General features: G+C 41.2%; 22 protein-coding genes. 13 read left to right on the forward strand and 9 right to left on the reverse strand.

Features of this window, described 5'->3' with window-relative positions; all coding sequences use genetic code 11:
* Positions 1–388: 388 nt before the first annotated feature.
* The 4 genes from CYL18_RS13750 to CYL18_RS13765 all read left to right on the forward strand — a co-directional run bounded on the left by CYL18_RS13750 (position 389) and on the right by CYL18_RS13765 (position 5,877).
* Positions 389–1,108 (forward strand): CBS domain-containing protein, encoded by a 720-nt coding sequence (locus tag CYL18_RS13750; RefSeq protein ID WP_104850104.1) that lies wholly within the window; start codon positions 389–391, stop codon positions 1,106–1,108.
* 591 nt (positions 1,109–1,699) lie between these two features.
* Entirely contained in the window at positions 1,700–3,214 is a 1,515-nt protein-coding gene (locus CYL18_RS13755) for a sensor histidine kinase (RefSeq protein WP_104850105.1), read from the forward strand.
* Between the two features lie 563 nt (positions 3,215–3,777).
* Complete coding sequence (locus CYL18_RS13760; protein WP_104850106.1) at positions 3,778–4,503, forward strand: response regulator transcription factor; 726 nt, start codon at positions 3,778–3,780, stop codon at positions 4,501–4,503.
* 645 nt (positions 4,504–5,148) lie between these two features.
* Positions 5,149–5,877 carry an RNA polymerase sigma factor gene (locus CYL18_RS13765; protein ID WP_104850107.1) on the forward strand — a complete coding sequence of 243 codons (729 nt, stop codon included), beginning with the start codon at positions 5,149–5,151 and terminating at the stop codon, positions 5,875–5,877.
* A 152-nt stretch (positions 5,878–6,029) separates the two neighbouring features.
* On the opposite strand, the gene CYL18_RS13770 is transcribed toward CYL18_RS13765, so the two are convergent.
* Together CYL18_RS13770 and CYL18_RS19615 are read right to left on the reverse strand one after the other, a co-directional pair.
* Positions 6,030–6,875 (reverse strand): manganese catalase family protein, encoded by an 846-nt coding sequence (locus tag CYL18_RS13770; RefSeq protein ID WP_104850108.1) that lies wholly within the window; start codon positions 6,873–6,875, stop codon positions 6,030–6,032.
* 136 nt (positions 6,876–7,011) lie between these two features.
* On the reverse strand, positions 7,012–7,146 hold the full coding sequence (locus CYL18_RS19615) for a hypothetical protein (protein ID WP_269089193.1): 135 nt from the start codon (positions 7,144–7,146) through the stop codon (positions 7,012–7,014).
* A 411-nt stretch (positions 7,147–7,557) separates the two neighbouring features.
* Here CYL18_RS19615 and CYL18_RS13775 point away from each other — a divergent pair, with 411 nt between their 5' ends.
* Positions 7,558–7,998 carry a DUF2621 domain-containing protein gene (locus CYL18_RS13775; RefSeq protein ID WP_104850109.1) on the forward strand — a complete coding sequence of 147 codons (441 nt, stop codon included), beginning with the start codon at positions 7,558–7,560 and terminating at the stop codon, positions 7,996–7,998.
* Positions 7,999–8,035: 37 nt separating this feature from the next.
* Here the strand turns inward: CYL18_RS13775 and CYL18_RS13780 are convergent, their stop codons facing one another.
* Positions 8,036–8,908 carry a hypothetical protein gene (locus CYL18_RS13780; RefSeq protein ID WP_104850110.1) on the reverse strand — a complete coding sequence of 291 codons (873 nt, stop codon included), beginning with the start codon at positions 8,906–8,908 and terminating at the stop codon, positions 8,036–8,038.
* A gap of 264 nt (positions 8,909–9,172) precedes the next feature.
* On the opposite strand from CYL18_RS13780, the gene CYL18_RS13785 reads away from it, so the two are divergent.
* Positions 9,173–9,676, forward strand: coding sequence for an NUDIX domain-containing protein (locus CYL18_RS13785; protein ID WP_104850111.1), 504 nt, complete (start codon positions 9,173–9,175; stop codon positions 9,674–9,676).
* Positions 9,677–9,717: 41 nt separating this feature from the next.
* Here the strand turns inward: CYL18_RS13785 and CYL18_RS13790 are convergent, their stop codons facing one another.
* The 3 genes from CYL18_RS13790 to CYL18_RS13800 form a co-directional block, all read right to left on the reverse strand.
* Positions 9,718–10,335, reverse strand: coding sequence for a hypothetical protein (locus CYL18_RS13790; RefSeq protein WP_104850112.1), 618 nt, complete (start codon positions 10,333–10,335; stop codon positions 9,718–9,720).
* Between the two features lie 71 nt (positions 10,336–10,406).
* Positions 10,407–10,790, reverse strand: a complete 384-nt coding sequence (locus CYL18_RS13795) for a hypothetical protein (protein WP_104850113.1) — start codon at positions 10,788–10,790, stop codon at positions 10,407–10,409.
* A gap of 111 nt (positions 10,791–10,901) precedes the next feature.
* Positions 10,902–11,033 carry a small acid-soluble spore protein P gene (locus CYL18_RS13800; RefSeq protein WP_104850114.1) on the reverse strand — a complete coding sequence of 44 codons (132 nt, stop codon included), beginning with the start codon at positions 11,031–11,033 and terminating at the stop codon, positions 10,902–10,904.
* Positions 11,034–11,195: 162 nt separating this feature from the next.
* Between CYL18_RS13800 and CYL18_RS13805 the strand changes: the two genes are divergently transcribed.
* The 7 genes from CYL18_RS13805 (at position 11,196) to CYL18_RS13835 (ending at position 18,467) form a co-directional block, all read left to right on the forward strand.
* Complete coding sequence (locus CYL18_RS13805; protein ID WP_104850115.1) at positions 11,196–11,471, forward strand: hypothetical protein; 276 nt, start codon at positions 11,196–11,198, stop codon at positions 11,469–11,471.
* 225 nt (positions 11,472–11,696) lie between these two features.
* Positions 11,697–14,426 carry an aconitate hydratase AcnA gene (gene acnA, locus CYL18_RS13810; RefSeq protein WP_104850116.1) on the forward strand — a complete coding sequence of 910 codons (2,730 nt, stop codon included), beginning with the start codon at positions 11,697–11,699 and terminating at the stop codon, positions 14,424–14,426.
* Between the two features lie 110 nt (positions 14,427–14,536).
* Entirely contained in the window at positions 14,537–15,031 is a 495-nt protein-coding gene (locus tag CYL18_RS13815; RefSeq protein WP_104850117.1) for a redoxin domain-containing protein, read from the forward strand.
* A 149-nt stretch (positions 15,032–15,180) separates the two neighbouring features.
* Positions 15,181–15,312, forward strand: a complete 132-nt coding sequence (locus CYL18_RS13820) for an FbpB family small basic protein (RefSeq protein WP_104850118.1) — start codon at positions 15,181–15,183, stop codon at positions 15,310–15,312.
* Positions 15,313–15,386: 74 nt separating this feature from the next.
* A complete protein-coding gene (locus CYL18_RS13825) occupies positions 15,387–15,530 on the forward strand; it encodes an acid-soluble spore protein N (RefSeq protein WP_104850119.1) in 144 nt (47 codons plus the stop codon).
* 177 nt (positions 15,531–15,707) lie between these two features.
* A complete protein-coding gene (locus CYL18_RS13830) occupies positions 15,708–18,002 on the forward strand; it encodes an AAA family ATPase (protein ID WP_104850120.1) in 2,295 nt (764 codons plus the stop codon).
* Positions 18,003–18,047: 45 nt separating this feature from the next.
* On the forward strand, positions 18,048–18,467 hold the full coding sequence (locus tag CYL18_RS13835) for an acyl-CoA thioesterase (protein ID WP_104850121.1): 420 nt from the start codon (positions 18,048–18,050) through the stop codon (positions 18,465–18,467).
* A 47-nt stretch (positions 18,468–18,514) separates the two neighbouring features.
* On the opposite strand, the gene CYL18_RS13840 is transcribed toward CYL18_RS13835, so the two are convergent.
* The 3 genes from CYL18_RS13840 to plsY form a co-directional block, all read right to left on the reverse strand.
* Complete coding sequence (locus CYL18_RS13840; RefSeq protein ID WP_104850122.1) at positions 18,515–18,805, reverse strand: HesB/YadR/YfhF family protein; 291 nt, start codon at positions 18,803–18,805, stop codon at positions 18,515–18,517.
* Between the two features lie 153 nt (positions 18,806–18,958).
* Positions 18,959–20,101, reverse strand: a complete 1,143-nt coding sequence (locus CYL18_RS13845) for a CapA family protein (RefSeq protein WP_104850123.1) — start codon at positions 20,099–20,101, stop codon at positions 18,959–18,961.
* Between the two features lie 140 nt (positions 20,102–20,241).
* The gene (gene plsY, locus CYL18_RS13850) at positions 20,242–20,856 is read right to left on the reverse strand and encodes a glycerol-3-phosphate 1-O-acyltransferase PlsY (protein WP_104850124.1); all 615 of its coding nucleotides are present in this window, start codon (positions 20,854–20,856) and stop codon (positions 20,242–20,244) included.
* Between the last annotated feature and the right edge of the window lie 229 nt (positions 20,857–21,085).

Here is a 21,085-nt window from a genome sequence, read left to right on the forward strand (position 1 = left end):
ATTTAATACACTTGGCATACAGTAGTATGTAGTGCTTCAAATCATCTTTGAATTGGTGTAAAGCATTACGGAAACTAAAGGGGGCTTTAGCTCAATAACGGAGGCGGCAAAAAAGCTGTCTCTTTTTTATGGCATTAGCAACATTCTTTACGAAAACAGCCATAAAAAAATACACCTCCGGATAAACGGTGGTGTATGGGTGCAAAAAGGGGCACCAAATCGCTAAGGTTTGAAAAATAAAAATGGCGGATTTATGAACCATTTATACATATAATCTACCTGTTTCGACTAAATTCCACAAGTCTCATTTGATTATTTAGGAAAAAATGGATTCATCCCTATACGGGAGTGGGTAAAGAAAGGATAAAAAATACAGGAGATGTCATCCATGGGGAAAACAAAGGTGGAATTAACCTTATCAGAACGATTTGAAACCGCGTTTAATCGCATCCATAAAATACTGAAAGAAACGGTCAAACAGGCTGATACCGATAAATTCACAGAGCTTGTTTATAAAGGTCATAATCACGTGCTTATTCGTCATTATAAAGATGATTTATGTCAATTTGCCAAATTACGCAATGCGATAGTTCATGAAAAAATAGATATTGATTATTATATTGCAGAGCCTCATCTCGATGTGGTGGAGGAAATCGAACGGATTGCTGCCGAATTCGAGGAGCCGAGGACAGGCCTGTCTATCTCATCGAAGGAGGTCTATTATTTCTATGAAGATGATCGGGTCAAGGATGTCTTGTCATGCATGAAGAAAACAGGGCATACGAGGTTTCCGATTTATACGAATGAGGACAAGTATTCTTGGCTTTTGACGACAAGAGAGATAATCAGCTGGCTGACCAATCAATTTGATAATCCAAAGATCGATCTTAATCAGGTAAAGGTGAAGGAGCTCTATAAGAAAGACGAGAAGGAAGTTGTGTTTGTTTCACAGCATGCTACAGTTTTTGAAATCGAAGATATATATGATGATGAAAAGAAGGATAAGATTGAAGCTGTTATCATTACGGCCACAGGCAAAGAGACTGAAAAGCCTAACGGCATCATAACCTCTCGGGATTTGCTGGAGGTCGCACTGGCGGAAGAATAAAAGTCATCATCAAGTCTGATTAGGCAGGAATGATGATTTCTGCCTTTTTGCATGGCGAAATAAAAGAGCTGAAAGAATCTCAGTCGAGTGGCTGTATATCGGACAACCGATTGTGTTGACCTTAGGAATCAACAAGTGTTTTAGACCTGGAAAATGTAAGATTCTTCTTAGATACGAATTCGGAGAAGATTCACTACAGGATTCTTGCTCCTAAAAGGATAAAACTAGCTTAACAAGAAAGAGGAGGCGCATTCGACCTCCTCGTTTAATTTTGAAGATATGTGAGAAATGATGTTTTTTGTTTCAATGAATTTGAAAATGAAGTACTTGATATCTTTACTTTTCTGATAGTTGGAAGACTATCCAGTTGAAGGGATAATCCATCTGTTGGGTGATTTATTTAGAAACGATACCCTGGGTAACGAAATAATGGAAGTTTGTAGGGAGAGGTATCAAAAAGCAGTTCAATCATTAATGCATAGAGATGATTATCCTTGTATGAGGGTTAAGGAGAGATGGTGAACTCTTGTATATTATCGAGCTCTAGAATAGATAATAAGAGCAAGATCTTGGAAAGGAAGGGCTTTTATCTTGGGAAAAAACTTCAAGTACCGATATTCTTCCTTTATTCGAATGCTTTTACTATCACTATTTATAACTCTGTTCTTTTATTTGCCATTCATGTTTATCGTACTGGATAACGATATCGATCGTGAAACCAGCAGAGAAATACTAGGTACGGATAAAATTGTATCAGAAACAAAAGACATACTACTGCAAGACAGTGTGCATAATCGAGAAGAAGAGGGCGTGAGGATAGGTGGCGTGTTACCCAGGTACCGCACCTTTAAAAATGACAAACTCAAGGTGTTTGTTAATGAGGATGAGGTTTTATATGACGGGGTAATTGATACGCAATCTTATATCAAAATGAAGTTTATACGATTTGGGGCTAACGTTTTAGCAAGACAAGAAAAAGGTAAATATGAAAGCGGCTTGCTTGCACCAAATAGCATAGCAATAGAACAGACTGATGGACACCATTGGATTTACAAATTAGCCTACTATGTAGACCATGAAGGTCATCAAGATAAAATTATTATTGAGCGAGACCTAACAGAACTTTATGCTAAACCGGTTCATAATACGCTGATTTATGGAGGAGTAACCTTTGTTTTTCTTTATATTGCGGTTGTTGGTGTTGCCTACATTACACAATTAATGAAGCTAAGGGAGTTTGAGCAGGTTATTGAGGAACAGCAAAAAGTATTAGCGGTGTCAGGTTCTAAAAAATATACTAACGTGGGTCGAAAACATGGTAAGTTACTCGAGAAAGTCAGCGACATATTGATCAATTTACATATCCGTGCACAAGAAACGTATGTCGCTAACAAAAATATATTTCAAGACGTATCTCATGAAACGGCCTCTTACCTAACAGAGATTAAGCAATCTGTAGACTTAATCCGCTATTATGGAACAGAAGATAAAGAACAATTGAGTAAACTGTTAGAAAGAATCGATAAAGCTACATTGAAAGTCGATGCCATTCTAAGGGTATTTACAGATTTGACAAAGGTAGAAGACACAAAAACACTGGGACCATCCTCTACCTATGCTGTAAGAGAGCTTATAAATTTTGCGGTCCAACATGCTTATTCTCGACTTCCACATATGGATTTTATCCAAACAGATGAAATGACTGATAAATACATAAGAGTACATCGAGAACACTTTTTAATTGTTATGAGAATACTTTTAGAAAACGCAGCAAAGTATTCAGTTGATTCCAATCAGGTAGTTATAGGAATTTTAGAGGAGCCTCGCTTCGATCAGAAAGTCGCTATAAAAGTCACTAACTGGGGTATTGGCATACCGGAAGAAGAAAAAGAGCGCATATTCGAGCGGTATTACCGGGCTCGTAATACACGAAATACATCAGGATTAGGACTTGGACTTCATATTGTGAAAAAAATAATGAATATATATAACGGTGAAATATTGGTGGAAAGCCAATCACTAGGGGAAACTAGCTTCATTATTGTATTTCCTAAAGCAAAAGAAACAGATGAAGCTAATGGATATTTATCGAGGTCAGGTGACTGAAAGAAGTATGATGAATAAATTAATCGCTTATAGAGAAGGCTCAGTTAAAGTTTAGTGTTGATATCTTAGCGCCGTTGATTGAAGTGGAAGGTGGCTGACTCCTGCGGGACCAGCGGACAGGGGGAGACCCCACAGACGCTGAAAGCGTCGAGGAGGCTCCCCGACCGCCCCGCGGAAAGCAGCCACCTGTAACGAAAATCAACATTTATATTTAACAGAGCAAAAGAGAAAAAGGAAAAGATATTTGCTGAAAAAACCGTTCGTTTTTGGACGGTTTTTTGCTATTATAAAACTTTGCAATATATGGCGATAACAATAAAGTAGCTGTAGAAGTTACAAATAAGGGTGTCTTCATACCAGAGAATGAACGAGAGCGGATATTTGAGCGGCACTAAGGAGCCCATAATATATCAAGTGTTGAAATCGGATTCCATATCATTAAAAAGATATTAAAAGAGTACAGTGGATACATTCTTATAAAAAGTAAACAATGTTGAAACAAGCTTTATTGTTGTTTTTCCGGAAATAGAGGAAGAAAAAATAGGAAAGAGTGAAAATTAAGTATGAAGTATTCCATCTTATTTTTAGATGATGAAAAAGATATAGGGGAGCCCCTCTTTGAGATTTTGAAAAGAGAAGGTTACAATGTCGATTATTTTCAAACAGGAGAAGAAGCCGTGGAAGCGGGCATAGCGCAGAAGTATGATCTCTTGCTGCTTGACATCATGTTGAAGAACTTTAATGTGTCTGCTCTTAATCAAATCACAAGTGGAATGGAAGTGGCTCGGCTCATTAATCAAGTAAATCCTACTCCCTACTTCTTTATATCGGGTCGCAGTGACACATTTGACGTTGTTGCAGGATTAGAGACAGGAGCAGCTCATTATATTACTAAACCATATGATTTATCTATACTGTTGGCAACTTTGAGAGCATTCTTTCGGGAACAAGAGCGTTTAGTTTCTGTGAAAGATAAGGATGATGAAACTGAGATTATCGCTGGAGATATTCGAATTGATTTGATCAATCGATTGGCATACGTAAATGGAAAGAAGGTATTCATTCCTGATAAGCCATTTGCCATCTTGGTATACTTAGCAAGAAATCAAAATCGCCCTATCACAAAAGAAGAAATCCTCCAGCAAGTCTGGGGTTATTCATCCTCTGAAGGTATACAAACGAATACTGTGGAAGTCAATATTAGGCGTTTACGAATGGCAATTGGTGAAAGGTTTGTGCGGACAGCCAGGGGCGAGGGTTATTACCTGCAGACCACAGAAGCTAACTAGTAAGTATTCACAGTGACATTAATAAAGGGATGTAGTTCTGAAGAAGGCTATATCAATGGGTAAAGGGAGCTGGGATTTAAGTAGTTCAGTTAATGATAAACCCGAACCATTAAGTGATATTTTAACCAATATAACGCCAAATAGTTCAGGTTTTTTAATCAATAGATTGTTCATTCAGCCTACCATTATGAATAATTAGCGGAGGAGGCTCCGCTTCCTCCCCGTGGAAAGCGAGTACCCGCAGCGTAATGGAACGAACTTATTCTTACAACGCAACTCGCTTATATATTACAAAGTCTATTAAGATAAAAGAAGCTATCGTTTGTCTTTCAGGATCGTTTATACATTATGTCCCAGCCTCTTTTATTGAATAAAAGTAAGGGATAAAAGAGTTTGGATGAATGGACTCAACACGTAACAAAATGAAGAATAAAACAGCTGGAGAGGTTGTTATAGCCCTCAGCGGTTTTTCTTATTGAATCGCTATTCCTGGCGGTTCTTTTTTTATTTATCTTTCCATTAGAATCTCTCTCCTTTGGTTGTGAAGGATAGCTCACAGCTCAATGATTACAAAACCTTTCAAATGTGTCAGCTATGAAACAAAGGAAAAAAAATATGAGAAAATAGTAACCGGAGGAGAGAGCTATGACACAGCAAAGAAAGCGCTGGACAGAGAAAGAGGATCAATTCCTTCGAGGTTCTGTTAAAACGAAGTCAGTCAAAGAAATAGCAGCAGAACTCAATAAATCCGTTAATTCTGTTTATAAAAGGATAAAGGTGCTGAAGTTAAAGGAGCCTGCCTACCGTAAATGGACTGCCGAGGAAGATGAGTATCTCATTAATACATATGGCAAGTGTGAGCTCGAGAAAATAGGCAGGTGCCTTGGCCGAAACAAAGACTCGCTTATGAGGAGGCTGCATAGACTCGGTATGGCCAAGGCGAAAGAATGCCTTGGGATTACCACATATGAACTGGCAGCAGCACTGAAAATAGACGTAGGTTCCGTATATCGCTGGATGAAAGATAGAGGCCTGCCGTATAGGACGGCATATGCAAGAGAAAGGACGTTTTCACTGATTGATATTCAGGAATTCTGGGCCTGGGCAGAGGAAAATAAGTGTGTCATCAACTTCTCGAAAATCGAGAAACATTCTTTGGTTCCTGAGCCGGCGTGGGTAGACAAACAGAGAAAGAGTGATTTTTATAACCGTCCATTAAAAGAAAGACAAAAATGGACTGCGATAGAGGATGAACGCATTTGGCATTTATATTACTCTCAAGGAATGACTCATAAGGAAATCGGAAAGGTTATGGGGCGTTCGGCTAGAGCTGTACAAAATCGTTTAATTCGTATCCGCTTAAATAGGCAATAAATAGTTAAACACTCTTCTTTAAAACAATGTGCCAAATCTTCATAGTACAACAAACACATTCGTCTACAAGAATAGCAGGGAACCAACAGAACAAAAAAGAGGGCAGAAAGGTTGAGTTCAACCATTTTCTGCCCTCTTTGGACTTTATATTCTTACATCATAGATTTATCCTTATCAGCTGGCAATGTGTTATGAGTTGAAGGTGGTGCTGCTTTCAGCATCGGGATTGAGCCTTCCACAGGAGGAGTGGACTCATAGCGAAGCTCTCCCTGTCCATCCAATGCTTGTCCATTTGCCCAAGAACCTTCACTGCTGTATTCACCTTCGGAATGATTGTATAGGGAATAAGCTAGATCGAGACGTTCTTTTTCACGCGGGAATGTGCTTGGTACGAGTAATCCTTCTTTCTCTTCAAGCTCCGCAATAGCAGCGGCCCACATGTTTTGGTGGTAAGAATCACGGGCAATCAAGACGGATAATAAATCCTTGACTCCCTGGTCTGTTGTCATTTCATAAACGCGACAAGCTTGTAATCTTCCTTGTGATTCAGCATTCAAGTTGGCGCGGAAGTCAGCTAGCAAGTTTCCGCTTGAGATGATATAGCTGCCTTGCCATGGGTTGCCGACACTATCAGCTGGTCGTGCCCCTAAACCAGATACAATCGCATGCTGCGGGTTCATACCGGATAAAGCCGCACCAATGACAGGCATTTTAGCAGCAGCTTCTTGGTCCTCTACTGGTGCTTTGTCCAATAGACGCGCTACAAGGGTAACCAGCATTTCAACATGGCCGATTTCTTCCGTGGCGATATCAAGGATTAAATCCTTATATTTCTGGTTCCCTTCACCTCTAACACTCCATCCTTGGAATAAGTACTGCATCATCACAGACATTTCACCGAATTGTCCGCCGATGAGCTCCTGGATTTGTTTCGCTAATAGCGGGTCAGATTTCTCAGGCTTAGCTTCGAACTGTAACTCCTTTTTGTGCAAAAACATGAACAAATCCCTCCATAAATGGTTATTATTGGCTGATTCAGCCTCACAACCATTAATACCCACCTATTCTGGAGGGAAACATTAAAAAGATGATTCGGGAGCAATAAAAAGAGGGAGGACAGCAAAAAAGATCAGCTTATAAGCTGATCTTTTCATTCCCTAATGTCGAAATTTGTTCAGTTGGAGATTGTTTGGTGAGAGAATCCATTTTCTTTAATTCTTCCCGCAGTAATCGTCTGACTTCCCGGCGTCTGTGGACTTTTTTACCCATTAATTTGTAGCCTCCTTAAAGATAGTGGATTCCAATTTGACATTGTTACCGACGACCAAAGGCTTTCCTTCCGGAGAATATCATCCAGTTTGCATGCGAATAGAAAGAATGTATCTTATTTATATCAGATGCATACTGGAATGACAAAGGGAAGAATGGGCAATTATCAGCTGTTTTCATAGACAATTCCTAACTTTCGTCCATTTAACTGATTTTTCCGACAAATTACTCATAATAGGATTTTCGGTAAAGAGAATTCTTCCTGTCATAGATATATGCTTCTAGGATTTGTCTCTATGCCATTGTATCTTCAAGGCTTAAATTTGTTATTAATTAGGTAATTTGGTTGAAGCTTGCCAATCCTCTGCTATAATTATAGTATTCTATACAAATTATTAGGGGTGAATGAACGTGCTTGAAGGTTGGTTTCTTTGGTTCATCCTGTTTTGGATTGTCTTTATGATTGTCTTTATGGGCATAGGCGGGTTCTTTATGTTCAGAAAATTCCTGAAGAAGCTTCCAAAGGAAGATGGCAAATCTGATATGGACTGGGAAATTCATTATGTGGAACAGACCAAGCATTTATGGGGGGCTGAACAGAAGGCCTTTCTTGAAGAGCTTGTCAGCCCGGTTCCAGAGCTTTTCCGAGATGTGGCCAGACATAAGATAGCCGGGAAGATTGGGGAAATCGCGATAAATGAGAAGGCATCCTCGATAACAATGGAAATACTCATTAAAGGCTATATATTGGCAACGCCTAAACGTGATCATAAGTTTTTAAAGAAGAAGCTTGCGGAAGAGAAGATTGATATTGAGCCATATGAGCAATATTTTCTCCTATCTAATCAATGAAGGGGCAGTACCTATTCGGTCTGCCTCTTTCTATTTGTCAAGAGGATAATCTCGCCTCCAGTTCATCATAATCCAGGCCGGTGGTTTGCTCTAGTGCCTCCTCGAATGTTTCATTGCTGCCTGTTTCCTTCAGAATGTCGATTATGATCGAATGACCATATTCTTTGATTAATGAGGCGATGGCTTCCTCGCTTTGCTTGTAAATATCTGCCGCTCCAGCTAAACGCAGATGCGTCCATTGCTTAGATTCCTCGAGATTCTCAAATGGAATCAAAATATCTAGCGGATCAGGCTCAGCATGAATAAAACTTATATATTCCGCATAACCTTCTAGGAACCATTCCGGAACGTTATTCTGCACGCCCATAGCCTGTATTTTTTGGAGAAGGGCGTAATGACTATATTCATGCTTAACCATATAGTCAATGAGTTGTTTTTTTGATTCCATTGTGCTTTCCTCAGGCAGGTCAATGGGCAGGATTCCAATAATCTTTTCGAAATCGGAATAATAACCATTTGTATACTTGATTTGAGAGAATTCAAAGAACTGCTCGCTATTCTCAAAAAGAATCAAATCAAGAGAAGGAGTAGGATAATCTCCAATCAAGCGTTGGTTCTCGTCACGAGCGGCTTCGAGCGCATCTACTATGTATGGAGCTAGAATTTGTTGTTTGGGACTATAATAAATATGGATTTCTTGAGAGGTTTCCTGTTTTAATTGTTTCTTTAAGGCCAGCTCCTCTTTAGAATCATAATTTCTTGTGGATACGACCTTAAGAGCATCAAAATACCCAAGCTTAATATCATTTCTTGCTTCGATTTCATCATGAATTTTCACAGTGAAATAAAGAAAAGCGAAGAGACAAAAAGAGAGACAGGCTCCAAAAATTATCCAAATGTTTCGGTTCATCCATCTGCCTCCGATTATGGTAAGAATGAAAAAAGGATTTAAAGCGCACATGATTATATGATTGTTTAGGGAATTTTGTCAGATACCAACTGTGCAGTTTTGGCTAATAAATGGTAGAAATGTACATAATTATAGCATACGTACCGATTAATATGATTGATAATTAAAAATATGGATGAGATTTTCTATATCATTTATAGAAAAAACAAGGTAAAATTAGATTGAAATTTCTATAAGAATTATATAAAAGGGGTCACAAACAGTATGGAACTTATCAAAGAGATCTACGATGATGGTTTCGAACAAAATGCGGATCAAGCGTACCGTGTTAGAAAAGCAGCTAGAGCAGTAGTCATTAATGACCGGGATGAGATAGCTCTTTTATTTGTTACGAATGGAAATTATCACAAACTGCCTGGCGGCGGTATTGAAAACAATGAGACGATTTATGATGCTTTAAAAAGAGAAGTAGAAGAAGAAGTTGGAACCATGATTGAGGATATTGAGGAATTGGGGCTTACAATCGAGTATCGAGGCGAGGTAGCTCAGCTTCAAATCTCTTACGGTTATAAGGCAAAGGCAACAGGAGAGCTGAAGGAACCAATCTATACCGAGGAAGAAATTAATGATGGATTTGTTCTGCGCTGGGTTCCCATGCATATAGCGATTGAGATCTTGAAACAAGACCAGCCCACCAACTACATCGGAAAGTTCATCCAAAACAGGGATCTAGAACTATTGATGAAAGCGGATGAGCTGTTCTTCTAGGTGCATAAGTGATAAACCGAACCTTCTAAACGTTCGGTTTTTTATATTTCAGGGAAATGCTTATATAAATCTTCTATGGAATAGGTTTCTTTCACACCTCTTTTGGAGGATAAATAGTGGATGATATCCTCCCTATTAAGTTGCAGGTGCGATAATCCTCTATACAGATTGCGAAGGTAGGGGATGGATGGAGTCGTGATCTCCTGTTTCCTCATTTCTTCATTTGCGGTGAAGGTGAAAATTGGATACCCATCCCTTTCCCCAAGATAGAGGATATTCCCATACCATGATTGATTGAAGGAGTAAGTGTGAACCTCTTTGGCAAGCGCCAAGTCTATTTTCATGTCGTGATGCCCATTTTCCTGCTGGACAATCTCCTGAAATTGCTCGCTTGTAATTAAGTACATCTTTCCGTAAGTCCTTGCAGCTGGGTTCCTTTCAGTATCAATGAAAGCTACCCCTCCTTGCCATCGTTTTGAAAATTTCGAGAAATATAGCTCAAAGGGAATCGAAATCGTCGCGGCCTTCAGCGGCAAAGTTGTGTTTGTACAGCCTATTTCCTCAAATGTAGAGCCTTCAGGCGTACCTCCGCTTATATAACAATGAAATCGGTCTTCGAACAAATTGGAGCCATAACTTGCATACCATACATAATCCAATAATGACACACTCCCATGAATGATTAGTTGGTATTTAGTTACCACTTTTTCTGTTCTTTTACACATATAAGTTATTTTGCCTCATTGATGGGAATCCAGAGGGAGAAGGGACCTTTTTGTAAGGTATTTGCTTGTCTGCTCACATAAATTTGAATGAGTTCGTTTGCCAGTTCTATCCGTATGGATAAATTCTCTAATGAAAAGGGGAATAAAATGGTGCGTTCCTTCATCCCCTCAGGATGCTGCAGTGAAATCGAGCAGGACTCCTGATTGATTTCTATAAAGATGTCTTTTTCGGCCGTTTGCTTTCTTTCTGCCTCGATTACGTACCCATCATCCACCTCAAATAAATCAACGCGGAACTGCATTTCATCTAAATAGGTCGTGAAGGGATCCAAATAAAATGATCCTAGCATAGCGTTTTCTTCTTCCTGCCCCCATTGTGAAGAACACATGAGAATGACCCCCATCTACACGGTGTTATTTTCAATGTATTCACCGTATATGAAAAAGGTGAGAGCAAAAATAAGAGCCGGAAGTATAGGACAACCGGCTTTTTCTGAACGTTACATATCATGATGTGAATGGTTTTTTTGGCGGGAATGGTTCTGATTCTTTACCTTATGGGAGCCACTCATCGGCTTTGGCTGGCCGGATTGTTTATCTGGTTCAATGGCATGCTTGCGTTTATTTGTCATGTCTTATCCCTCCTTGTAAGGTAGTATGGGTAAGATTAGGGGGTTCAATTCGGCTGTAAAGCTGGCAAATCCTTCAGCTAGTTCAATATCACTTACCTAAGAATAAGGTCATTTGAAATGGTGCACCATAATGGTCGAGAATAAGGATTGGAGGACAGAAGAATGCCATACCACAAAAATAAGATGGCCGCTTTCGAAGCCGCTCAAAACGGCATGAGAAAGGTGACGGATGTGTATGTGAATCTGCAGGCGATGAAGCATGATCCTGAATTTGGCCGGGAAGTGAAACGCTTTTGGGAAGAAATCAATGAAGCGTACCAGCAAGTGGAAAATGCCGACGAAGTGGCAAGTGAACATCAGCGAGAGCAGCTATCAGAATTCCGTGAAACATTAAAACAGTATGTGTCAGAGCTCAATGAATACAATGACCTTCGTTAAAGAAGCCGGCTGGGAGATTCCCTTGCCGGCCTTTGTTTTAATTTTCTGAAAACATTATATCGCGATAAGTATAACTTATAACCCTCTATAAATTCCTTATATTTTACATTATGAAAAGGTTATATTAATATTAAATTGTTAGAATATTGGGATTGGAAAAAGTTCATAACCTTTTCTGAGTATGTATTCTTAAAATTATCTTTTACCTAGAGGGGGTAATTGGATTTGGGGAAAAATGATGTGTTCAACTCACGCAAACATTTTGAAGTAAACGGTAAACGCTATCACTACTACAATTTAAAAGCTTTGGAAGAAGCTGGTGCAGGACAAGTGTCAAAGCTTCCATATTCCATTAAAGTGTTGCTTGAAAGCGTATTGCGACAGCATGATGGAAGAGTCATTACGAAAGAGCATGTGGAAAACTTGGCAAAATGGGGCACTGATCAGCAATCTATCGATGTTGATGTTCCATTCAAGCCTTCACGTGTCATTTTACAGGACTTTACAGGTGTACCTGCCGTTGTTGACTTAGCATCCTTGCGTAAAGCAATGGCTGATATTGGCGGCAACCCAGATAAAATTAATCCGGAAATTCCAGTAGACCTCGTTATCGACCACTCCGTACAGGTTGATAAATACGGTACAGCTGACGCGCTCCAAGTAAACATGGATCTTGAATTTGAACGTAACGCTGAGCGTTACCAATTCCTAAGCTGGGCACAGAAGGCATTTGATAACTATCGTGCCGTTCCGCCAGATACAGGAATCGTTCACCAAGTTAACCTTGAATATTTAGCTAACGTCGTTCATTCCATTGAAATGCCGGATGGCGATTTCATGGCATTCCCAGATACGCTTGTAGGTACAGACTCCCATACAACAATGATCAACGGACTTGGTGTCCTTGGATGGGGAGTAGGGGGAATTGAGGCAGAAGCAGGCATGCTTGGACAGCCTTCTTATTTCCCAGTGCCTGAAGTAATCGGCGTGCGCTTTGTGAACTCCTTGCCAAATGGCGCTATGGCGACTGACCTGGCGTTAAAAGTAACAGAAGTTCTTCGTAAGAATGGTGTTGTTAATAAATTTGTTGAATTCTTCGGTCCGGGAATGAGCGATCTATCCCTTTCAGACCGTGCGACAATTGCCAATATGGCTCCTGAATACGGCGCTACATGCGGATTCTTCCCAATTGATGATGAAGCATTGAGATATATGCGTTTGACTGGCCGTTCTGAAGAGCATATCCAGTTAGTTGAAAAATATTGCAAAGAAAATGATTTGTTCTATACAAAAGATACTCCAGACCCAGCTTATACTAAAGTAATTGAAATCGACCTTTCTGAGATTGAAGCCAATCTTTCCGGTCCGAAGCGTCCGCAGGATTTGATTCCTCTATCTCAAATGCAAAAAGCGTACAGGGAAGCATTGACTGCTCCTGTCGGTAATGCAGGATTTGGCTTAAGCCAAGAAGAAATCGATAAGAAAATTACGGTAGAATTCAATGATGGACGCGTGGCTCCAATGAAAACAGGTGACATCGCGATTGCGGCCATCACAAGCTGTACAAATACATCCAACCCGTATGTTATGTTAGGGGCGGGTCTTGTTGCGAAAAAAGCGGTTGAGCTTGGTCTTAAAGTCCCTCATCATGTAAAAACATCCTTGGCTCCTGGTTCCAAGGTCGTAACAGGCTACTTGCGTGATGCAGGCCTTCAAACATATATGGATGAGCTTGGCTTCAACCTTGTCGGTTACGGCTGTGCAACATGTATCGGTAACTCTGGTCCATTGATGGAAGAGATTGAAGTGGCTGTTGGCGAAGCAGACCTTCTTGTCACATCTGTTCTATCTGGTAACCGTAACTTTGAAGGACGTATCCATCCGCTTGTGAAAGCCAATTACCTTGCATCTCCACCGCTTGTTGTTGCTTATGCGCTTGCAGGTACAGTGGATATTGATCTTGAGAACGATCCAATCGGTGTAGGAAAAGACGGCAAGGAAGTATTCTTTAAAGACATTTGGCCAACTAGCGAAGAGGTTAATGCATTAGTTCAGGAAACCGTTACATCTGACTTGTTCAACAAGGAATATGAGCGTGTATTCGATGATAACCTTCGCTGGAATGAAATCCAAACAAGCAATGAACCATTATATAGCTGGGACTTTGATTCCACATATATTCAAAACCCGCCATACTTCGAGAATATGGATCCTAATCCGTCCGAAGTTAAGCCATTGTCTGGCTTGCGCGTAGTTGGATTGTTCGGAGATTCCGTCACAACAGACCATATCTCACCGGCTGGTTCAATCGGTAAAGATACGCCTGCTGGCAGATACTTGCGCGAAAAAGGCGTAGGCATCCGTGACTTCAACTCATATGGCTCCCGTCGTGGTAACCATGAGGTCATGATGCGCGGTACATTCGCTAATATCCGTATCCGTAACCAAATCGCACCTGGCACAGAGGGCGGTTATACAACTTACTGGCCAACCAATGAAGTCATGTCCATCTATGATGCATGTATGGAATACAAGAAGGATGATACAGGTCTTGTCGTTCTTGCCGGTAAGGATTATGGTATGGGAAGCTCCCGTGACTGGGCAGCAAAAGGAACAAACCTGCTTGGCATTAAGACCGTTATTGCGGAAAGCTTTGAGCGGATTCACCGTTCCAATCTAGCGCTAATGGGCGTTCTTCCTCTTCAATTCAAAGAAGGAGAAAATGCGAAGGTGCTTGGTCTTACAGGTACAGAACGAATCTTCGTTCCAATCGATGAAAACATCAAGCCTCGTGAGCTGATCACTGTGACAGCTGTTGCGGAAGATGGTACTGAGAAGAAATTCGAAGTGCTTGTTCGTTTTGACTCTGAGATTGAAATCGACTATTACCGTCATGGAGGAATCCTGCCAATGGTCCTTCGTGAAAAACTACAAGAAACAACATCTGCTCAATAATAGAGTGTGAATTTGAGGCTAGCCGTATGGCTAGCCTTTTTTCCTTTCTTGATAGGCAGAAAATTGGTACAATTTGAGAGAGCAGATGCGTTAATCAGGGGGAAGAAAATGTGAAGAAGATATTTGGCATACTTTTGCTGTTTGGGCTGATTGGTGCAGCCTTCTATCAAATTTTAAACCAGGATGAAAAGCCTGCCGGGGCCAAGGTAGGAGGTCCGGCCGCTGATTTCACCCTAGAAGACCTTGAGGGGAATAAGGTATCTCTATCTGATTATGAAGGGAAGAAGGTTTTCCTGAATTTCTGGGCAACCTGGTGTGAGCCTTGTAAGGAGGAGATGCCAGAGATGGAGAAAATTCATAAGAATTATAAGGATGTTGTTATTCTGGCCATCAACCTGGACACACATAAGGATATCCAAGGCTTCATGGATGAGCATGGTTTAACCTTCGGGACCTTATTGGATGTAGAGGAAGAGGTAAATGACCAATATGAGGTCGTCTCCATTCCGACGTCTTTTTTCATTGATGAAGAAGGAATCATCCGTAAAAAGATTGTTGGTGTCCTCGATTATGAGAAGATGGAAGAAAATATAGAGGCATTATAATGGGCTCTTTCTGCTTATTTGAGACTGTTTTATTATTTTCTTTCTTACCTGATTGTTCATACTCCGTTTTATTTTCAAAAAAGTGCTATAAATTAAAGGGGAAGTGGGCATGCTAAAAGTATACTATATTTAGCGGATGGTGAAGGAAGATGAATAAACGAAAAAGAATGTCTCTGGCAGATTTAATCCTGGAAAATAAGCGTGAGCTATTAAATGATAAAAAGGCGATGGAAAAGCTCGAAGACCGCATAGACCGCCGCCATATTGATAAGGCAGAATAAGAATGGCAGGAATTGCCCTTCATAGAATCGATCTATGATAAGCATCCTATCTACATAAGGGAGGATGATTAAAAATGGGCAATCCAAAACGCAATTCCAAGCCGTTCCGTCCGAATCATATCGGCACACAGCCAAGAGAGGCTGGAGGAAATAAAGGCAAGCAAATGCAGGACACTTCAGGTAAACACCCTGATGTCATTCAAACGAAGGGTGAATAACCCAAATAAGAAAAAAGCCGAATGGTCTCTCCATTCGGCTTTTTCTCATGCTTATTGTTCCATTAGCCAATCTTCATGCAAAGAACTTAAAAAAGCGAAAAAAGTCAAAAAATATCAAAAACCGGCTAGTATATGGTAGGATGGGGATATTGACAAGGGTAAAGGATGAAGCACTACATGGCACAAATGAATGAACATCTCCGAGAGCAAGTGGAGGAATGGGAATTAATCTATAGAACAAAGGGAGAGATGCCTTCCAAGGATTCGTTATTAAACGTTCTTTCTGCAGCTGGACATACATATTCGCAAGAGGAAGAGTGGAAAGGGACGCTTCTTTATCTGCTCGCACTCAAACGGGCCCAAAAAGGCAAGGAGGACTCGTTTTATTATCTGCTGCTTGAACAGGCAGGAGCATTAGCCCCAGATAAGCAGGATATCCAAAGAAAGCTCGAGATCAAGAGCCTGAATCAGCTGAAGGGTCTTCTTGATGGCTTAACGATGCCCACATTGCGTGAAACGGATAATCGGACAGCTAAGCGAAACGTGGCGATGGAAATCATCGATAAGGCTGAACGGTTTGAGCATAGAGTAGATGAGACCATTAAAGGGCTGCCATTACAAGAGGATGCCGGCTCCATTCATGAGGCTCGAGATCTTCTTGAATCCGTTCGCAAGCAATTGAAGCATGTAAGGGATAACGCTCGGTCTTACCAGGAAACGTTGAGCGGCAATTTTCATACGGTCACCGTTTATGAGGAGTTAAAACGGGCGATTAACAATCTGCATGAAGAGAGGGATCGCTTTGATGCTTTCTTTGGAAGTATGCAGGCCTTTAAAGATGCTGAACTATCCCCGCTTGAAGAGCTGCGAGGAATGGTCGGGCTTAATGAAATCAAGCAGCGTGTCAGCCAGTTATACGATTTTCTCACGTATCAAAAATCACGGCTGGAAATGGGCTTCACGAAAAGCAATGATATTAGTTTAAATATGATTTTGACTGGGAATCCCGGCACAGGGAAAACAACGCTCGCGAGACTGCTTGCGAAGATTTATTATGAGCTTGGCATCCTTCCAAAGGAGACCATCGTGGAAGCTGACCGTTCTAAGCTTGTGGGCGCCTATGTGGGCCAGACAGAGGAGAACGTGCGCAAGCTGGTGGAAGAGGCAATCGGAGGCGTGCTCTTCATTGATGAGGCATATAGCTTAAAAAGGGATGGACAGCAAGGAAGTGATTATGGCCAAACCGTCATTGACACACTCGTTTCATTGATGGACAGTGCTGAATATTCCGGGAAGTTTGCTGTGATTCTGGCGGGTTACCCCGATGAAATGAGACAATTCCTGGATAGCAACCCAGGTCTTCGCAGCCGGTTCCCTCAGTTCAATTTTATGGAGCTGCCGGATTACTCCATGGAAGAAATGAAGGAGATTGCATGCCTGTTTGCAGAAGATAATGGCTATTTCATCGAGCCGGATGCCTATCCGGCACTTGAGAAGAAGGTTGAGCATGAAATGGTCGATCGGTCGTTTGGAAATGCTCGTACGGTTAAGGCCATTGTCATGGATGCGATATTCCAAAAAGGATCTGGACAGAACAAGGACAATGAGCATACTTTCTTGGATTATCTCCTGCTCCATTCCGAGGATTTCAGTGATCCTGATTCCACTGAAGAGCCGGACGAGCCCTTCCATGAACTCATGAACCTGGTTGGTCTTGATTCCATCAAGGATGAAATCAAAAAATTATCCGCTTTTGTCCGGGTTCAGCAAGAGAGAAGGAATGCAGGGAAAAAAGTCGTTCCCATCCAGCTCCATGCCGTTTTCACGGGGAATCCAGGGACCGGTAAGACAACGGTCGCAAAGCTTTATTCTGAAATCCTTAGAGATTGCGGTCTTTTGAAGCGAGGCCATCTGATCGTTGCGAGCCGAGCTGATTTTGTGGCCGGTTATGTCGGCCAAACCGCGATTAAAACGAAACGGAAAATCCAGGATGCGCTTGGCGGGGTTCTCTTTATTGATGAGGCCTATTCATTATTAAGCCAATCCAATAGTGATTTCGGTGCAGAGGTGGTCAATACGCTTGTCGATGAAATGACCAAGCATAACGAAAACCTGGTCGTTATCCTGGCAGGTTATCCGAAGGAAATGGACGAATTACTCGCAAGCAATCCAGGTTTTTCTTCACGATTTAAGAAATTTATGCATTTTCCTGATTATACGGTTCGTGAGCTGCTGCAAATTATGAAGAATTATATGCATAGCTATCAATATACCCTTCATGAAGAGGCAGAGGGTTATTTGATGGAAAAGCTAGAGGAAATCAACATTGATGGGAACGGCCGATTTGCCATCAATCTGGTCGATAGTGCTATCCAATATCAGGCCCAAAGGCTGATGACGGACAGAAATGCTGATAAGGAAGATGATTGGTCAGTCCTGGTGCGTGCTGATTTTGAACATGTGTTAGAATGATAGAGAAAAACGGAAAATGGCTTCTGGTAAGGGGTGTTTTAGGGAATGTATATATCGAAGGAAGAGATTCAGCTGTTATATGCGGACACGGACATGATGGGTGTCATGTATCATGCCAATTATTTGAAATGGTTTGAGCTTGGAAGGTCAGCGCTTATCCGCGATCTGGGATTTTCTTATACAGCGATGGAGGAGGCAGGTTATTATGCGCCTGTCTACGACGTGCAGGTTACCTATAAAACGCCGCTTCGTTATGGTGATAAGGCTCATGTCTACACTTGGGTTGAGGAAAATAATGGGCTGAAAACCTTGTATGGGTATGAAATCAAGAACCAGCATGATGAGATTTGTGCGATTGGTAAAACGACGCATATCATTGTGAAAAAAGAAAATTTCCGTCCGGTTCAATTTAAAAAGGCCTTCCCGGAATGGTTTGCGAAATATGAAGAAATCAAAAAGAAATAAACACAAAGGAGAAGGGGGCAACCCTTCTCCTTTTCTAATTAGCCTGATTATTTATGGTAGTGGAATACCGGTTCTGCTTTCTTCTCATCGAACTTAACCTCAAGGTCATGACCGTCAAAATACCATAGATCCTCTTCCTCGACAAAAAAGCTGAGTCCGCCAGCCTCTGTCAGCACTTTCCCTTCCTTGACAGGCTCAGGAGAGATTCCTAAGGAAAAACCGGATTGGATGGGGCTATATCCGCCGTAGCGCGGGAAAAAGCGGATGCTATCACCGTTATTTAAATCTAATTCGTCTCTATACCAAGAGATTGATTGTTCATCTATTATTATTTTCATTTATATGCCTCCCATTTCCAGACAAAAAATCATATGTACATTCTATTATCACATAGATGGCCGGAAATATCATTTGATTCTGCTTGTGCATCTTATGGTAAAGATATGTATCGCCATAAAAAGAAGAGACGGAACTTTATCCGCCTCTTTAGATTATTGTTCGACTGCCTCTAGCATGAAGTCGCTCAATTCATCCAGGTCCGTCTCAGGTGAACCGAATACGGTCGCTTCCTCAAATGGCCGGACTTCATAGTTTTTTTCATTTGAGCTCACCATATAGGTTGGACTGAAGCTTGGATTAAGGACAGATGTCTTTGAACCCTTCTCATTCCAGGTCTTTTCTATTTCAACCGTCACCATGCCGCCGATATCCTTATAATCCCTTACTTGTCCTGATAGGAAGTTGCCTAGGGAATAGACAACGAGTGTTTCACCATTGTCATGCTTGAGCCATTCGATTGGCTGCAAAACATGGGGATGATGGCCAATGATGACATCAGCACCGTTTTCGGCCATCAATTTGGCCAGTCTCCTCTGTTCCTCAGAGGGAGTACGCTCATATTCATTTCCCCAATGGGCATTGACGAGGATAATGTCTGCCTTGTCGCGCATACTCTTCAAATCAGAGATGATTTTTTTGTCTTCCAGATAATTGACGAGATAGTCCTTTCCATCAGGAACCTGGATGCCGTTTGTTCCATAGGTGTAGGAGAGGAAGCCAACCTTTATTCCTTGGATAGACAGAATCCGTTCGGTGGAAGCGTCCAACTCATCTTTATGCATGCCGACATAGGGCATGCCGATTTTGTCGTAATAGGCAAGAGAACTCTGGATGCCTTTCTCTCCCTTATCTAAGGAATGATTGTTGGCAAGTGTGACCAAGTCAATTCCTGCATCCACTAGGGCATCTGTTATTTCATAGGGTGAATTAAATGCCGGATAACCAGACAGGCCTAATTTGCTTCCTCCGGCAAGAGATTCCTGATTCGCAATCGTGAAATCAGGCTCTTCAAGCATTTTCTTCACTGGGGCAAGCATGCGCTTAAAATCATAGCTGTCATCTGTCCGCGCATCCTCATAAACACGCGTGTGGATGAGGATATCCCCAATCGCTCCAATCGTGATCGTTTGCTTATAGGTTTTGCTGCTCAATGCGAGCGGCCTTTCAGCAAGTACTGTGCTTTCTAATGGGATCGTTGATGCCGTCTCATCCTGCTGCCCCAAAAAGACTGCTGCTCCGATGGCGCCAGCTGATATAAGAAGGAAGGCAATAAGTATGATCGTATTTTTTTTCATGTTAATCAGTCCGATTCTCCATATTATTTATTTCTCATGAATAATGGTGACATTTTCCCGGGATAAATGCAACGGAAATTTCCCTAATTTTACCGGGAATTATCGAAAAAAAGCTGACTCCATCAGGAATCAGCATATGTTTATTTCTTTTTATTGAATAAGTTCACTTTAGGCTCGGTTTTATTGATAATTCGTTTAATATTGGCCCGGTGACGGTAAAAAATAAAAATAGCCAAGCAAATAATTAAAATTTGCAGGGATAAATCATTGGTGAACATAACATAAATAATAGCCACGACAGAAATAATCATGGACGATAATGAAACGATTCTCGTTGTAAAGAGGGATATTAAGAAACATACTAAAAGAATTAGGAATAAATCAGGAACATAACCAAGGAGAATCCCACCTGATGTTGCGACCGCTTTTCCGCCTCTAAATCCAGCGAACACAGGATACATATGCCCGACTACTGCTAACAATCCGCAAACGAGCGGCAAGGCGACCCAATCCGGCCAATTCGTTGTGTTTACCGTAAATATGTATGGAAGTATGGTCGCGGCTGTGCCTTTTAAGATATCCAGCAATGTCACGACAAATCCGGCTTTTTTGCCAAGTGTCCTGAACGTGTTTGTTCCCCCAAGATTACCGCTGCCGTGTTCGCGAATATCCGTGTTGTAAAACACTTTTCCGATAATAAGGCCTGAAGGTATAGAACCAAGCAGATAGGCCAATAAAAGCATTAAATATAACATTACCCAAACCCTTTCTAACCGATAGTGTCTTTCTATTTTACCATGATTGTCAAAAGGGGTCACAGAAATTTAGGAAATTAGCATAAATACCCAAATGCTGGTGCTTATTGAGGGGGAATTTTGTGCGAAAACCTGTATATATCAAAATTGTTATATGGAAGAGTCTATATTAAAGCGCTTTACGGGTATATAATAAGAGGTGGCTTATCAGGCAAGATAAGATGGGAGG

Origin of the sequence: Pradoshia eiseniae (assembly GCF_002946355.1) — a bacterium.
Taxonomy (GTDB): domain Bacteria; phylum Bacillota; class Bacilli; order Bacillales; family Pradoshiaceae; genus Pradoshia; species Pradoshia eiseniae.